Source organism: Flexithrix dorotheae DSM 6795, assembly GCF_000379765.1.
GTDB classification, from domain to species: domain Bacteria; phylum Bacteroidota; class Bacteroidia; order Cytophagales; family Flammeovirgaceae; genus Flexithrix; species Flexithrix dorotheae.
Map to the genome: position 1 here is coordinate 108,533 of NZ_KB903498.1, position 16,602 is coordinate 125,134.

A 16,602-nucleotide genomic window follows, 5' to 3' on the forward strand; every position below is an offset into this window, starting at 1 on the left:
TGAAACAATTGTAGCCGCATGGTGTGGCTCAAATAAAAAAATGCTGGTGTTCCAACTTAGCTTAGTCGATTTGATGATTTTCAAAATGTATGTCAAGGTTAAAAAATAAGAAGCAATTGACATTGGCAGAATTAGGAACGGGTGTTCTGATAATTCTCCTCACTTTGTTAATTGTATATCTGCTTTAAACAAATTCTAAATAAATTTTCTAATTAACATTCCAAAAAATATGAGAATGATTTACTTTAAACCAATGGCCCGACAGGTGCTGTTATTCATTTTTTGCTGGGTAAGTTTCCAGGGCTTATTTGCCCAATCTACCATTTCCGGAAAGGTGACTTCATCCGAAGATTCCCAGCCAATTCCCGGAGTTAATATTCTGATAAAAGGAACAAGTAATGGTACCACCACCAATTTTGATGGGGAGTTTAAACTTTCGGCAAATCCTGGTGAAACACTTATATTTAGTTATATCGGATATATCAACCAGGAGATTGAAATTTCCAGTCAAACTCAACTTGATATAGTGCTTGAACCTGATATGCAACAACTGGAAGAAGTTGTGGTAGTAGGATATGGTACACAGAAAAAAGCGGATCTTACAGGTTCAGTTTCTTCTATCAGTGGAGATGAAATTAGTAAAATGTCTTCTCCTAGAATTGAGCAGGCACTTATGGGTAAAACTGCAGGGGTGCAGATTTCAGCGGTAGATGCTTCTCCCGGAGCAGGATTGAGTATAAAAATCAGGGGAGATAACTCTATAAATGCCAATAATGAGCCTCTTGTAGTAATCGATGGATTTATCGGTGGTGATTTAAGAAGTTTGAACACAAACGATGTAGAGTCAATTGAAGTTTTAAAGGATGCCTCAGCAACAGCTATTTACGGTTCAAGGGGATCGAACGGGGTAATTATTGTAACTACGAAAAGTGGAAAGTCTGGAAAAACTGAAGTTTCACTTACTGCAGAATATGGTTTCCAGAAATTAAACAAAAAATTAGATCTGATGAATGGCACAGAATACTGGGCATTAAGAAGATTGAATTCTGCAGATTTGGATCCTACGGCATGGGAAGTTACCAATATCGATACTTTGGGGGCAGGAACAGACTGGCAGGATGAAATTATTCAGGATGCCCCAATAAAAAGATACAATGCCAGAATAACTGGTGGAAATGAAAAAACGAGATACGCTGCATTTATTGATTATATTGATCAGGCAGGTATTGTTAAAAACTCCGATTATTCAAAAGGTTCTGTAAGATTAAACCTTGATCATGATATTTCTGATAAAGCCAGGTTTGGAGCAAGGATTTCTTATTATAAATCAACCGAAAATGGTGCGAGAATTAATGGGAACTATGGTTCAAGAGGTGGACCAATTACCTTAAATGCGACTATTTTCCCTTCTATTATTCCGGTATATGCCGAAGATGGCTCTTACAATCCTTTATTTGATAGCTCTTCTCAAAGAGATAATCCTGTTCATACTGCTGATAAAACCATAGATGAAACTTTCAGAAACTATCTACAGGGAAGTGGTTTTTTCGAGTATGACATCATTGATGGATTGACTTACAAACTAAATATGGGATATTTATTCCAAACCAGAGAGCAAAGGAGGTACGTGTCCAAAACTTTGCAGGCGGCTTTAAATGAAGGTAGTGCCGATCTTGATAATGTGTACAGTAACAGATGGTTGATCGAAAACACGCTTAACTACAGAAAAAGTTTTAATGATCACGATTTGAATATTCTGGCTGGTTTTACTTCCCAGGTGGATAATACAAACAGAAACGATATTTCCACAACAGGATTTGCAACCGAAGTACTTAATCTGAATGATATTGGATTAGCTGAGAATGTTGTAAATAAAGGTTCTTCTTATAGTCAGGTAAATCAGGCTTCATTTTTAGGTAGAATTAATTATGGTTATAAGGGAAAATACCTGGTGACTTTAACAGGCCGGTCAGATGGTTCTTCAGTTTTTGCTAAAAACAATAAGTGGGCATTTTTCCCATCAGCCTCTTTTGGATGGAGAATTAGCGAAGAAAGTTTCATGAATACTTCCAATACATTTAGCAACTTGAAATTGAGGTTGAGTTACGGTAAAAGTGGAAACCAGGCCATTAGCCCTTACCAGTCATTGGCCAGTTATAACACAGGGGTAATTTATACCATAGATGGAAGTACTCAATTGACTAACGGTGTAGTACCTGGAAGAATTTCAAATGCAGATTTGAGATGGGAAACCACTGCACAAACCAACGTTGGTTTGGATATGGGATTTTTGCAGGATAGATTGGGCTTTACGGTTGATGTGTACAGAAAGCTGACAAATGACTTATTATATAATGCCAGGCTGGCTCCTAATTCAGGATTCTCAAGCCAGTTGCAAAACATTGGAGAAGTGGAAAACAGAGGGGTTGAATTGAGTGTAAATGCACAAGTGGTAAAATCAGGAGACTTTACATTTGATGTTTCTGGAAATATTTCTTTTGTAGACAACAAAGTGCTATCACTAGGAGAAGATTCTGTTGTTTACCTGAATACTTCAGGAGGTTCAATGGGTTCTGGATATTCTACAACTGGTGTATTGGAAATCGGACAGCCAATGGGTAATTTCTTCGGATATGTATTTGACGGAATCTATCAAAATGAGCAGGAAGTGGCCGCTCTTCCATTCCCGGGAGCTATTCCAGGTGCAGCTAAATATAGAGACATTAATGGAGATGGGGAAATCAATGAAGATGATAGAACAACAATTGGAAATGCACTGCCAAATGTTTACTACGGATTTACCACTAATTTTGCATACAAGGGACTTGATCTGAATATTGTTTTCCAGGGCGTGAAAGGTGCTGAAATGGCCTATTTAGGGAAAGTAAATCTATTGAGACCGGGTTCACAAAACAATGGTTTTAAAGAAGTTCAGGATTACTGGACTCCGGAAAATGGTTCTAATACCATGGTGGGTATTGGTGAGACCTGGGATGAAATGTCTTCAAGATTTGTGGAATCAGCAGATTTCCTCAGAGTAAGGAATATTTCTCTGGGATATACCCTTCCCAAAACTGTTAGCCAGAAAATTGGGGCTAAAAACCTAAGAGTTTACGCCAATGCCATTAACTGGTTCACATTTACAAATTACAGTGGTTTCGATCCTGAAGTTAACTCAAGACACAATGGAAGTGATTTCCAGCAAAATGTGCAGAGAGGAGTTGATAATGGAGGTTATCCTTCAGCTAAGCAATTCCTGATGGGTATAAACTTAACTTTCTAATCCTGTAAAATTTTATTCAGTAAAAAATCATAATTTAATCCCGCATGAGTTCTGCTTAATTGCTTGATAACGAGACTTATATGATTTAAAAAAGAAATCATGCGGGTATTTAAAACTTTATAATATGAAAAGGAATTTATTGATATTGTTGTTGTTGATCTCCTTCACAAGTTGTGAAGAGTTCCTCACAGAAGAGCCAAAAAGCTTGCTTTCGCCATCCAACTTTCCCTCATCGGCTCAAGATGCTAACCTGATGTTAGGTGGAATGATGCAAAGGCTGGATGATTATTACCAAAGAGATTTTTACCTCTCTGTGGAAATTACCAGTGATGAAGCTGAGGTAAGGTACAATAGCGGTGACCGATATGATATGGATTACTTTACCTATACCACTGGAAACCAATATTTCAGGGATGTATGGGGTGATTCCTATGAAATTATCAGTGAAGCAAATTTTATGATTGCAGCCATTCCCGAAGAAAGTGAATGGGGAGCACCATACATTGCTGCAGCTAAATTTTACAGAGCTTTTCACTACTTCCACTTAACCAGATTGTGGGGTAAAGTGCCTTTAAGGTTAGAGCCTGTGGAAACTTTTAACCAGGCTAAAGATGCTACAAAAGCTTCTGAAGAGGAAATTTATACCCAAATTTTGGAAGATCTTGCCTATGCGGAAAGTAATTTGCCCGACTTCTGGACTGGAGGAAATGATGATGGAAGACCAACTTTGGGAGCTGCCAAAACTTTAATGGCAAAAGTTTACCTTACAATGGCTGGATGGCCTTTAAAGCAAACAGATAAATATGCATTGGCCGCTCAAAAAGCGGGTGAGGTAGTGAATTCAGGAAACTATGCCTTACTCAATAACTTTGCTGATGTATTTAAGATAGCCAATGAAAATAGTTCAGAGCATATCTGGTCTGTGCAGTATTCGGATCCAAGCAGTGGAGGTACCATGATGACGGTTCAGTCCAGACCAAGTGGTGGTGGAATTAAAGACGGAGGCTGGTATTTCTGGAACACTTCAGAGCAGTTTATGAGTAAATTTGAGGATATAGATACCAGAAAAGCAGGGACTTTTTTAACTGACCTTGTTGAAGTGGTGAATGGAGATACAGTGATTACAAACTATACTTCATTTAGCGGTGGAAATGAACTTGGAGCAAAACCTTGTATGCAGAAGTGGCAGGATTACGGTTCTGGCAGACAATTTACTGATGAAGCCAGAAGAACAGGATTAAACTTTCCGATATTCAGACTTTCAGAAGCTTATTTAATATTGGCTGAGGCAGAGAACGAAGCAAATGGCCCGACACAGGTAGCCTTAAATGCATTGAACACCGTGAGAGAAAGAGCAAATTTGGAAGCTGTAGGAAGTGTTGGACAAGGCGAATTAAGAGACATCATCAGAAATGAATGGAGTCTGGAGCTGGCTCACGAAGCTAAAAGAAGATTTAACCTGGTAAGGTGGGAATTATTCGACCAGACTATGGCTAATGATATTCATGCAGCTGCAAATTACCAGCCCCATATGAAATTATTACCTGTCCCACAAAATGAAGTGGATGTTTCCGGTTTGGCACAGAATGATGGTTATTAAAAATGAAATAAAAAAAAGGCATGCACCAATTGGTGCATGCCTTTTTTTATGGGTAATTTGATGAATCTCACCTTTTGATTTAAACTTTTCAGATTGATCGAAACCATATAAATATTTACTATTGGGAGGATGATGATATGAATTATCAGATTCCTTGCTTTTAACAAAGTACTGATGCTATTACTACTTGAAATTATGACTAAAATTACAGTTCATTTATCCTTTATCAGAAAAATCATCCTATTCTGCTGTGCTCTTTTGGCTACCCACCAGATTTCAGCCCAACATGAGCAGCGACTCAATAAAAACTGGGAATTTCTAAAAAGTGATTTGGGTGGCATTTGGGAAGCCATTCGGCCTGTAAAAGCCGGACGTCCTGAAACAGTACCTTTGTGGACTGAAGTGGAGTTGCCGCATAGTTTTAATGCAGAAGATGCGGTAAACCCGGATGTCAATTACTATCAGGGTCCCGGATGGTACAGGACTTTACTTTCGGTGAGTAATCCTTATTTGGATGGAAGAGTTATCCTGCATTTTGAGGGCGCAGGCCAGAAAACCGAAGTTTATATTTATGATCAAAAAGTGGGCAGCCATGTAGGTGGTTATGATGAATGGTCCGTAGATATTACCGATGCATTGGAGGGATTTTTCAATTCTGAAAAAAGCGATTCCTATGAAGGAAAAGTGCCACTTTCCATTCGGTGTGATAATAGCCGTGACTTACAAATGATTCCTTCGGATTTATCAGATTTCAATGTTTATGGGGGGCTATACCGATATGTAAACCTGATTTATAAACCAGCAGTTTTTCTAGAAAATGTAAAGCTTACCCCTGTAGTGGATTCCAAAGGAAAAAAGGGAGTGCTTAAGATAAATCCACAGATAAATAATGCCATTCATGATATGCAAGGAAATATTGATTTTCAACTCATATCCCCTGATGGAAAAACTGTAAAGCAGGAAAAGTATTCAATAGAAGAAATTCCTGAAAACCTGGAGTTTGAAATTTCAAAACCAGCCTTGTGGTCTCCGGAAAACCCTCAGCTTTATTCCTTCAAAACAACTATTTCCTCTGCTTCTGGTAAAGATATTTCTACGGAAAAAATAGGCTTTCGACATTTTGAATTTTTGGATAAAGGCCCGTTTCATTTGAATGGTGAAAGGCTTTTGTTAAGAGGAACGCACAGACATGAAGACCATGCAGGTACAGGTCCTGCCATGACTGAAGCAATGCTCCGAAAAGAAATGGTGATGATGAAAGAAATTGGGATTAACTTCATCAGGTTGGGGCATTATCAGCAATCGTCCATAGTACTCGATTTGTGTGATAGCCTGGGTATTTTGGTGTGGGAAGAAATTCCATGGTGTAGAGGCGGATTGGGCAATGAAGTGTATAAAACACAGGCAAAACGTATGTTGAAAAATATGATTCGCCAGCATGGAAATCATCCTTCCGTGATTATTTGGGGATTAGGTAACGAAAATGACTGGCCGGGAGACTTTCCCGAATTTGATAAGGAAAAGATCAGGGAATTTATGAAAATCCTGAATGACCTTTCGCATAAGGAAGATCCAACCCGGAAAACTGCCATTAGAAGATGTGATTTTTGTAAGGATATTGTAGATGTGTATTCTCCATCAATTTGGGCTGGCTGGTACAGAGGCAAATTTACCGATTACCAAAAAGTTTCCAGAAATGAAATGGAGGAAGTGAAACATTTCCTGCATGTAGAATGGGGAGCCAGCAGCCATGCAAGAAGGCACTCGGAAGATCCGGATAAGGGAATTGCCAATGTACAATCCGGGCAGAGAGCTGATGAAAGATCGGGAGATGCTTCTCTGGTGGGTGGTGCAGCCCGGGTTTCTAAAGATGGGGACTGGAGCGAAACTTATGCCTGCAACCTGATAGACTGGCACTTAAAAGAACAGGAAAAAATGCCCTGGTTAACAGGAACAGCCTATTGGCCATTCAAGGATTTTTCAACTCCAGTAAGGCCTGAAAATCCGGTACCTTATGTCAATCAAAAAGGGATTGTGGAAAGGGATTTTGCCAAAAAGGAATCTTTTTATGTCTTTCAATCCTATTGGACAGAACAACCTATGCTGCACATTTACGGGCATACCTGGCCGGTAAGATGGGGAGAAAAAGGAGAGGAAAAACTGGTAAAAGTCTATTCCAATTGTGAGGAAGCAGAATTATTTCTGAATGGCAAAAGTTATGGAAAGAAAAAACGGGACAGCCAGGATTATCCGGCAGCTGGTTTAAGATGGCCTTTGGTTTTTCAGGAAGGAGAAAATACGGTGAAAGTGGTTGGGAAGAAAGGGAAAACTACCGTGGAAGATGAAATATCCTTTATTTACCAGACGGAAAAATGGACTTCTCCAACCCAATTGGAGTTGGAAGTTATTGAAAAAACAGATGAACTTACCTGGGTGGAAGTTGTGGCGAAAGATAAAAATGGAGTACTATGTCTGGATGCCAAAAACCTGGTAACATTTTCTCTGGTAGGTGTGGGAAGATTAAGAGATGATATGGGTACTTCTTCTGGGGCAAGCAAGGTTCAATTGTATAATGGGAGAGCAAGAATTGGTATTTATCATGAGAAGGGAGAAAATATAGTTAGCGTTATTGCTGAGGACATTCCTCCGGTTTTTCTGAATCTGGAAGCAAAATGATGGGAATTCGATTTTCTGGATAATCCTCCTTGCAAAAACTAATTCAGCGTATCACTTTTCATAGAAACAACATCTTAAAATTTATAAGGTGTTGTTTCTTTTTTTATAGCGACTACTTTTCACCTCAAAGAGCCCTTCTAAATTTTGTAATTGTGTCATGAAAAATCTGAGGCAATTATGTTATATTTGTTTTGATGAAGTTGGTTTTAAAAAATACAGAAGGTGTAATTAATCAGAGGATCAATATTACCAAAAAAGAAATACCTTGTCTTGATTCCTCATGGCATTACCATGCCCAGTACGAATTATTATATATTTCCCAAAGTTCGGGAATTCGATTTGTTGGGGATAGTGTTTCTCAATTCTACCCTGGGGACTTGGTTTTGGTAGGGCCTTATTTGCCCCATTTATGGCGGAATGATGTTTCCTACTACAGTGAAGATGACACCAATAAGGTAAAAACTATTATTCTTAAGTTCACTAAAGATTTTATAGGAGAAGGAACTTTCAAAAATCCGGAATTTGCTGAAATCGACCATTTGCTTGAAGAAGCCAAATTTGGAGTTTGTTTTGGTAAAGATACCAGTGCCAGCCTTCACCTAGATTTATTGACTATTCCTGATTTGTCACCGGCCAAACAATCCATTAAACTATTGGATATTTTATGCAGCCTTTCTCAAACGGATGACAAAACAGTACTTTCCACCTCAGATATGCGGCAATATACAACGGAACATTCTGACAGACTGGATTCAGTGCTGAAATACATTTCTGATAATTATGCCAATAATATCATGCTGGAAGATATCGCTAATGTGGCCTGCATGACGACCAACTCTTTTTGTCGTTTTTTTAAAAAAATGACGAATAAATCCTTTACCCAGTTTTTAAATGAAGTCCGGATACGAAATGCTTCCCGGCTGTTGGTTCAGGATGATCTACCTGTTTCAGATGTCTGTTATATGGTCGGATATAATTCCATTACCAATTTCAACAAACAATTCAAACAGATAATGGGAGTAACACCAAAGAACTACAGGTATTCGATTTAATTCCCAAAAATCATATCAGGGTAAAATACTGTAATTAAGAGGTAAAATAAGCAATTAGTTAATCAACAGGTTTCTTTTAATTTGTAAATCCTATTAATGCATTTATTATACCTTGTTACTATGAAACGTTTACCTTATCTCCTTTTTTTTATATTTTTTAATCTGATAGGTTTTCAGGCTTTTGCCCAGGAAAAACCTAATATAATTCTGTTATTTTCAGATGATGCTGGTTATGCAGACTTTGGTTTTCAGGGAAGTAAAATCATGAAAACCCCCAACCTTGATCAGCTGGCCAGGGAAGGGGTAAAATTTACACAAGGATATGTAAGTGCCTCTGTATGTGGGCCTTCCAGAGCCGGATTGCTCACTGGCAAATACCAGCAAAGATTTGGTTTTGAAGAAAATAATGTTCCGGGATATATGAGTGCCTCCGGCTTAATGGGTGATGAAATGGGCATTCCGCTCGATCAGCAGACCATGGCAAACTACTTAAAAAAACTGGACTATAAAACTGCTTTTTATGGCAAATGGCATCTCGGTGGAGCGGATCGTTTTCATCCTTTAAAACGGGGATTCGATGAATTTTATGGATTTCGAGGGGGTGCCCGTAGTTATTTTCCTTATAAAAATATTCCAAAAAGCCATTTGGATAAGCTGGAAAGAGGATTTGGAAATTTTCAGGAACATGAAGGTTATCTTACAGATGTTTTAGCAGATGAAGCAAATGCATTTATAGAAAAAAATAAAGAAAACCCTTTTTTCATCATGGTTTCTTTTAATGCGGTACATACCCCAATGGATGCGGATGAAGGGGATTTGAAACAATTTCCCTCTTTGGAAGGAAATCGGAAAAAAGTAGCAGCCATGACTTTGGCTTTGGACAGGGCCTGTGGAAAAATCATGGATAAACTCAAAGCACTTGGTTTGGATGAAAATACAATAATTGTTTTCACCAATGACAATGGAGGACCAACTGATAAAAATGCTTCCATCAATAAACCATTGAGTGGTACAAAATCGAATCATCTGGAAGGCGGAATTCGTGTGCCATTCCTAATGAAGTGGGAGGGGAAAATTAAGGCAAACTCTACTTATGATTTCCCCATCAGTACACTGGATTTATTGCCTACATTTTTTAGTGCAGGCGGGGGTAAAACGGATGAATTGAAAGATTTGGATGGAGTTGATCTCCTGCCTTTCATCAGTGGAGATAAAAAGGACAGACCGCATCAGGTACTTTATTGGAAAAAAGAGGCCAGAGGTGCAATTAGAAATGGAGACTGGAAATTAATCCGCTTTCCTGACAGGCCTGCTGAATTGTATAATATTGAAGAAGATTTATCGGAGCAAAATAACCTGGCTGCGGCTTACCCCGAAAAAGTAAAAGCACTTTACAAACAACTTTTTGAATGGGAATTAACTTTGGAGCGTCCCCTTTGGCAATTAAAAAGAAGCTTTGAAAAGTATGACCTGGACAGAATGGATACTTACAAACATGTGGATGGACAGGAATAAGGTTTTTGATTTTTGAAGAAGATTAAAAATTAAATAAATTCCAGGTGATGTAAATTGCAACAAACGACTCCAAAATGGTCCTAAATATTGTTATTCTGATATTTTTTCTGCTGCTGCTGATTGTTGCCATTTCCAAATGGAATATTCATCCCTTTGTGGCCTTAATTTTAACGGCTATGGGATTGGGAATGGCCATGGGAATGGGCGGGAAACATACAGTTGAGGTATTGTTGGAAGGTTTCAGTGAAACCCTGAGATGGATTGCCATCATTATTATTTTGGGTGCCTTTATTGGAGAGGTTTTGCAGGAGACGGGTGGAGCCATTCGGATATCGGGATTTGTGGTAAAATTAGTGGGGGAAAAGAAATTGCCCTGGGCCATGGGACTCACCGGATACCTGGTTTCCATTCCGGTTTTTGTAGATGTAGCCTATATTTTATTGCAACCAGTTACAGAATCACTGGCTTCCAAAAGTAAAAAACCTGTGCTTTATATTGGGCTTGCCCTTGCAGCAGGACTGACGGTATCCCACACCTTAATTCCCCCAACTCCGGGCCCCATGGCCGTTGCATCCTTGCTGGGGATTAATATTGGACGGATGCTTTTGATTAACTTAATTGTGGCCTTGTTTGCCATGGCAGGTGGAGTGCTTTGGGTGATCTTTTATTGTAAAAATTCATGGATTGCCTACGATAAAAAATTGGAGAGTAAAGCGAAAAATAAAGAAATTCCTGCCAAAGAAAAGGCAGAAAATCATTTTTTGATTTTAGATATTTTACCAATTCTGATACCCATATTTCTAATTGGAACTGGAGCTTTTGTAAATTTGGAGTCCGGAACATTTCTTTCCCAACTTATTGATTTTATTACACTTCCCTTGGTGGCAGTTTTAATTGGGACATTTATTGCCGCGTTTCAATTTACGCATTCCACTAATAAAAGCTCCTTAAATGAACTGGTTGAAAAGGCTGTTTTGAAATCTGCTTTGGTGATAATGATTACGGGAGCAGGAGGAGCTTTAGGATTTATCATTAAGGATACAGGAATACAAAGTGAAATTGTGGAAGTTTTTTCGAAGTTTCCCTTTTTAGGAATAATGTTGCCATTTGTAGTCGCTTCCATTCTCACCATATCCACTGGTTCCATTACCGTTTCTCTGGTTGGAACAGCTTCCATGCTAGGACCGATGGTGGATAGTCTGCCGGTTTCCCCGGAAATGGTAGCCGCTTTAATTGGCTGTGGGGCCTTTTGTGTTTTTCATGCCAATTCGAGTTTTTTCTGGCTTTTAAACCGGCTTCATGAAGTTCCTCCAAAAATCCTTTATCAAACATTTACTTTACAATCTTTAGTAATGGGCATTTCTGGTCTAATTGGAGTAATTATCCTTTTGCTAATTGGATTCTAAGGGGTTTAACAAAAAGCGGAAGTAGGGTAAAATAAGTTAAAAAGAGGGTAAATTTCACTAATTGCTCCTTCTTTGAAATCATTTAATTTGTATAAAGAATAAATTTCCTAATTGTCCTGAAAAAGGAACCCGGCAAAGGAATAACTTAAACTGATTAAAATAATTACCAAAATTTAAAAAACTGTAAATAAACGCACCCATGTGTTTTGGCTTCAAAAGCCTGATAAAAAGTGTTTTTGGATAAATTAATATACAGGTGTTGCCAGAAGTTTAAGGGTTTGCGCTTAAAAAGTGGAAACGGAATATTAAAGTATATTCTGGTTAAATAAGAAAAATATGAAAATAAAAGCAATCGAAACCTTTATCCTTTCCGATAAGCTTCAAAATAGCTTTTTCTTTTCCCAATGGGTATATGATGAAAGGAAAATCTGTGTGGTCAAAATTACCACGGATACAGGATTGACTGGTTGGGGGGAAGGATACGGACCAGCAGAAGTAATCAAAGCTGGTATTAAAATGTTAAAGCCACTTTTGATAGGAAAAGATCCTGTTTCCCAGGAAACACTTTGGTTTGAAATGTATCGTAAAACCCTGGATTTTGCCAGGAGGGGAATTCTTACTGCAGCCATCAGTGCCATTGATGTAGCTTTGTGGGATATTAAAGGAAAGGCGATGAATTTACCTGTTAGTGTTTTGATGGGAGGACAACACCGCAAACGTGTGATGCCCTATGCTACAGGTTTATATTTTTCAGAAAGTGCTAATCTTTCGGAAAAGCTGGCGCTTGAAGCCCAGGAATATGTGGCCCAGGGATTTAAAGCCATAAAAATGAAAGTTGGTTTTACCATAAAAGAGGACGTTAAGTTTGTGAAAGCAGTAAGAGTGGCTATCGGAGACGATGTCCAACTCATGGTAGATGCCAATCATGCCTATTCCCTGAGAGAAGCCACCGAGTTATGTAAATTATTAGAGCCCTATAATATTGGCTGGTTTGAAGAACCTATCAGTCCGGAATTTTATAATCAGTATTGCGAACTGCGGAGCAAATCCAGTATTCCCATTGCAGGAGGGGAATGTGAATATTTACGCTATGGTTTTCATCATTTACTGAAAAATAATTGTGTGGATATTTTACAAGTAGATATCTGTGGGGCAGGAGGTCTTACTGAAGCCAAAAGAATTGCAGGATTAGCGAGTACTTTCGGTATCGAAATCATCCCTCACGTTTGGGGTACAGGAATTGCCTTTCATGCAGCATTGCATTTTATTGCCAATCTGGAGCCGATCCCAGGAAGATTATTTCCTCCGGATTTTTTCATTGAATATGACCGTACTGAGAATGGCATCAGGGAATCTTTAACCTGTCCTGCCATAAAAATGAAAAATGGATTTATTGATATTCCACAATTACCCGGGCTTGGAATTGAAATAAATGAAGAAGCCCTTTACAGGTACTCGGAAAAAGTATTGACTTAAAGAATTTTTTTATTGCAACTCTGCTAAATGAATAGTTAATAACATCATACAAAACAAAACACGCACTTTTAAAACCTTCTACCAAAATGGATTTTGGATACTTGAAATTATATATAGGTGGTCGTCTGGTAGATGCCTCCAGTGGGCAGCGTCATGCCATTATTTGCCCCGCCACCGAAGAGAAAATTGCAGAAATTGCCTGGGCGGATGAATCAGACGCAGAATTGGCTTTGGCTTCAGCTGAAGAGGGATTTCAATATTGGTCGGGTCTGTCCCTTGTGGAACGGACAAAATGGATGTTGAAGTTAAGGGAAGCTGTACTAGCAAAAGAGGAAACCCTGCGCCTTGGAATTATCCATGAAATGGGAAAAACTTACCAAAGTGCCTGGGAGGATATCGAGGCAATAGTAAATGGCCTGGAATGGTATCCCAATGCCATGAAACATCTGCGTGATGAGCAAATCCCCGATTACGAAAACACCCATCAGCATAAGATGATTCACCAGCCTGCGGGAGTGGCAGTAGCCTATTTAGCCTGGAATTTTCCTTTGCTAAATGTAGGTTTTAAAATTGGACCTGCCCTTGCTGCAGGTTGTAGTTTAATCATAAAACCTTCAGAACTTTCTCCGGTTTCTGCTTATTTATTGGGCCAGATTCTTCATGAAATCGATTTTCCTGCCGGGGTAATTAATATCCTTACAGGGCCACCTGAAAAGGTAGCAGAAACCATGACCAAAAGCCATATCCCTAGGGTACTAACCATGATTGGTTCTACCTCAACAGGGAAGAAAGTGATAGCAGGAAGTACAAATACCATTAAAAAACTGGGTATGGAGCTTGGGGGAAATGCACCTTTTATTGTTTTTGAGGATGCAGATTTTGAGGCCGCTCTGGATTTGGCTATTGGGATAAAGTTCGGCAATTGCGGACAAATTTGTGTGGCTGCAAACAGGTTTTTTATCTATGAATCAATTTATGAGCAGTTTTTAACTGCCTATGTGGAAAGAGCCGAAAAACTAAAAATCGGGTTTGGGGTTCGGGAAAATATAGACATGGGTCCACTGGTAAGTACCCCGGCCAGAGAAAGAATGATTGCCTTAATAAAAGATGCCTTAGAAAAAGGAGCAACTTTGGAAACCGGAGGAAAAGTACCAGAAGGATTTACTAAAGGATATTGGTTTGAACCAACCGTTTTAAGTAATGTAACCACTGATATGCGGGTTTATCAGGAGGAAATTTTCGGTCCGATTGCCCCATTTATGTCTTTTAAAGAAGAGGAAGAAGTTTTGGCAATGGCCAACGATACTGAATACGGACTGGCTTCTTACCTGTTTACCAACAATCTCCAGCGGGTGGATCGATTTTCCAGAAAATTGCAATTTGGAGAGATTCAGGTCAATGGGGTGAAATATTCTATATATCTGCCTCATGGAGGAATCAAAAACAGTGGAATCGGGCATGACTGTTCTCATCTGGCCCTTCATGATTATCTGGTGAAAAAAAGGGTAACTGTTGCGCTTTAATACTTTTCTTAAATCTACTGAAAAAATTAAATTCAAAATATTATGGAAGTTTTTTTACCTTTTCTACTGGTAATTTTTGCCAGTATTTTCCAGGGAAGTTTTGGCCTGGGAATGAAATATATGGCTCCTTTAAAATGGGAAGTCTGGTGGCTGGTCCATGTGACTATTGCCATGGTGATTTTTCCACTAACCTGGGCCATTATCGCTGTTCCTGATCTATTCAGTATCATATCCAGCGCACCTGCAAGTGCCATTGGTTTGGGGGTATTATTCGGGTTTTTATGGGGAATTGGAGGGATATTGTTTGGAAAAAGTATTCCCTATATTGGCCTTTCCTTAACTTATGGAATTGTGATGGGATTAGCCGCCTCTGTAGGGTCATTAATACCGTTGTTTCAAATGGAAAATGCTTTTTCTCATCCATCAGTTCCTTATATTATTGCCGGAGTAATGATCATGTTAGTGGGTGTGGCCATTACTGCCAAAGCAGGTATCAACCGCGATAAAATAACTAATGCAGAAAAGGGTTCCTCCAATATTATTTTGGGGATATCTATTGCCGTAAGTTGTGGCATTTTATCCGCCTTGTTAAATGTGGGATTTGCCAATGCCACACCGGTTGCAAAAGTAGCAGAATCTGCCGGGGTAATTACCAGAAACAGTAGTCTGGCCGCATGGGTGGTGGTTTTATTAGGGGCATATGGCATGAATGCGATATATGCAATTTTCTTGTTATTCAGGAATAAGAGCTGGTCAGAATTTAAAACTGCAAATGCCAAAAAGTCTTTTCTTTGGGCTATAATTGCTGGTCTGTTCTGGTTTGCTGCATTAGGCATTTATGGCCAGGGTTCTGCATTAATGGGTGAAATGGGACCAATTATTGGCTGGCCGATATTGCTGGGTTTATCTTTGATTATCAGTAATTTCTGGGGATATAGATCCGGTGAATGGAAGGATGCAAAAAAGCCATTCCAGTTGTTATTAATGGGATTAGCAGTGCTGATTTTTGCAAGTGCCATTCTTGGATATTCTAACACTGTTGGTATATGAACCGGAAAATTTTGGGATATGGAGAGTTGATGTTACGGTTGTCCCCCCAGGGCCATGGCAATTTAATAGAACAATCTGATGCCCTGCACATGTCTTTTGCGGGTGCGGAAGCAAATATAATTGCCGATTTAGCTTTGCTTGGGCATCACACTTTATTTTTCACCACTTTTCCCGGAAATCCCATTGGTAGAAAAGCCAACCAGTTTTTGAATAGTTTTGGTGTAAATACTGATCTGATTTCCTGGAAAGAGGGGAGGTTAGGGACTTATTATATCGAACATGGTTCTTCTATCCGGGCCACAAGAGTGACTTACGATCGCGAAAATTCATTATTTTCCAATACAAAAATTTCCCATAAAGAGTGGGAAAATGCACTTTCAGCTGTGGAGGTGTTAATTCTTACCGGCATTACTCCTGCACTTTCAGAAATATGTATGCTCAATGTAAAAACTGCGCTGAAGGTTTGCAAAGGGAGAAGTATAAAAGTATTGTTTGACCTGAATTTCAGGCGGACTTTGTGGAAAAATGACAAAGCAAAACAATTTTTTGAAAGTATATTACCGGATGTGGCGATTCTGTGTGGCAATGTAGGATCAGCATTTGATATTTTTAATATCCGTACGTCTGAAATAGAAGATTACAAAAGCCTTGAACAGGCGACCAGACAGGCAGCGGATGAATTGGGAAATTATGGTGAATTTGAGTATATAGCCATGACGATGAGGCTACAGGAAAATGCAAGTAAAAACAGACTTGGGGGATTTATCAAAAAGGAAGAGAAATACGCTTTTAGCCATGCTATTTCCATCAAAATAATTGATCGCCTGGGTGGGGGAGACGCTTTTGCGGCTGCGGTGCTCCATGGTATTTTAAAAAAGTGGGAATTGGATAAAATTGTGAATTTTTCTGCTGCGGCCTTCGCTGCTACACAGACTATTCAGGGAGATATAAATTTTCTCACTGAGGAAGAAATTTTAAGTCTTGCAAATGGGAATACCAGAGGATTCGTAAAGAGATAGAA

General features: G+C 39.0%; 10 protein-coding genes. All 10 read left to right on the top strand.

Features of this window, described 5'->3' with window-relative positions; all coding sequences use genetic code 11:
• The first annotated feature begins 235 nt into the window (after positions 1–235).
• The 10 genes from A3EM_RS44760 to A3EM_RS0136290 all read left to right on the top strand — a co-directional run bounded on the left by A3EM_RS44760 (position 236) and on the right by A3EM_RS0136290 (position 16,600).
• Positions 236–3,283: a SusC/RagA family TonB-linked outer membrane protein gene (locus A3EM_RS44760; RefSeq protein ID WP_169513460.1), complete on the top strand. Its 3,048-nt coding sequence runs from the start codon at positions 236–238 to the stop codon at positions 3,281–3,283.
• 124 nt (positions 3,284–3,407) lie between these two features.
• The gene (locus A3EM_RS0136240) at positions 3,408–4,883 is read left to right on the top strand and encodes a RagB/SusD family nutrient uptake outer membrane protein (protein ID WP_020533147.1); all 1,476 of its coding nucleotides are present in this window, start codon (positions 3,408–3,410) and stop codon (positions 4,881–4,883) included.
• Between the two features lie 195 nt (positions 4,884–5,078).
• Positions 5,079–7,559 carry a glycoside hydrolase family 2 TIM barrel-domain containing protein gene (locus A3EM_RS0136250; RefSeq protein WP_020533149.1) on the top strand — a complete coding sequence of 827 codons (2,481 nt, stop codon included), beginning with the start codon at positions 5,079–5,081 and terminating at the stop codon, positions 7,557–7,559.
• A gap of 194 nt (positions 7,560–7,753) precedes the next feature.
• Complete coding sequence (locus A3EM_RS0136255; protein WP_020533150.1) at positions 7,754–8,611, top strand: AraC family transcriptional regulator; 858 nt, start codon at positions 7,754–7,756, stop codon at positions 8,609–8,611.
• Between the two features lie 120 nt (positions 8,612–8,731).
• A complete protein-coding gene (locus A3EM_RS0136260; RefSeq protein ID WP_020533151.1) occupies positions 8,732–10,126 on the top strand; it encodes a sulfatase in 1,395 nt (464 codons plus the stop codon).
• 74 nt (positions 10,127–10,200) lie between these two features.
• Complete coding sequence (locus tag A3EM_RS0136265) at positions 10,201–11,532, top strand: GntP family permease (RefSeq protein WP_020533152.1); 1,332 nt, start codon at positions 10,201–10,203, stop codon at positions 11,530–11,532.
• A 336-nt stretch (positions 11,533–11,868) separates the two neighbouring features.
• Entirely contained in the window at positions 11,869–13,008 is a 1,140-nt protein-coding gene (locus A3EM_RS0136275) for a mandelate racemase/muconate lactonizing enzyme family protein (protein WP_020533153.1), read from the top strand.
• A 101-nt stretch (positions 13,009–13,109) separates the two neighbouring features.
• Positions 13,110–14,531: an NAD-dependent succinate-semialdehyde dehydrogenase gene (locus A3EM_RS0136280; protein ID WP_245576594.1), complete on the top strand. Its 1,422-nt coding sequence runs from the start codon at positions 13,110–13,112 to the stop codon at positions 14,529–14,531.
• Between the two features lie 42 nt (positions 14,532–14,573).
• Positions 14,574–15,581, top strand: a complete 1,008-nt coding sequence (locus A3EM_RS0136285) for an L-rhamnose/proton symporter RhaT (protein WP_020533155.1) — start codon at positions 14,574–14,576, stop codon at positions 15,579–15,581.
• Positions 15,578–16,600 (top strand): sugar kinase, encoded by a 1,023-nt coding sequence (locus A3EM_RS0136290; protein WP_020533156.1) that lies wholly within the window; start codon positions 15,578–15,580, stop codon positions 16,598–16,600. The genes A3EM_RS0136285 and A3EM_RS0136290 overlap by 4 nt, the downstream gene beginning before the upstream one ends.
• The last annotated feature ends 2 nt before the right edge of the window (positions 16,601–16,602 follow it).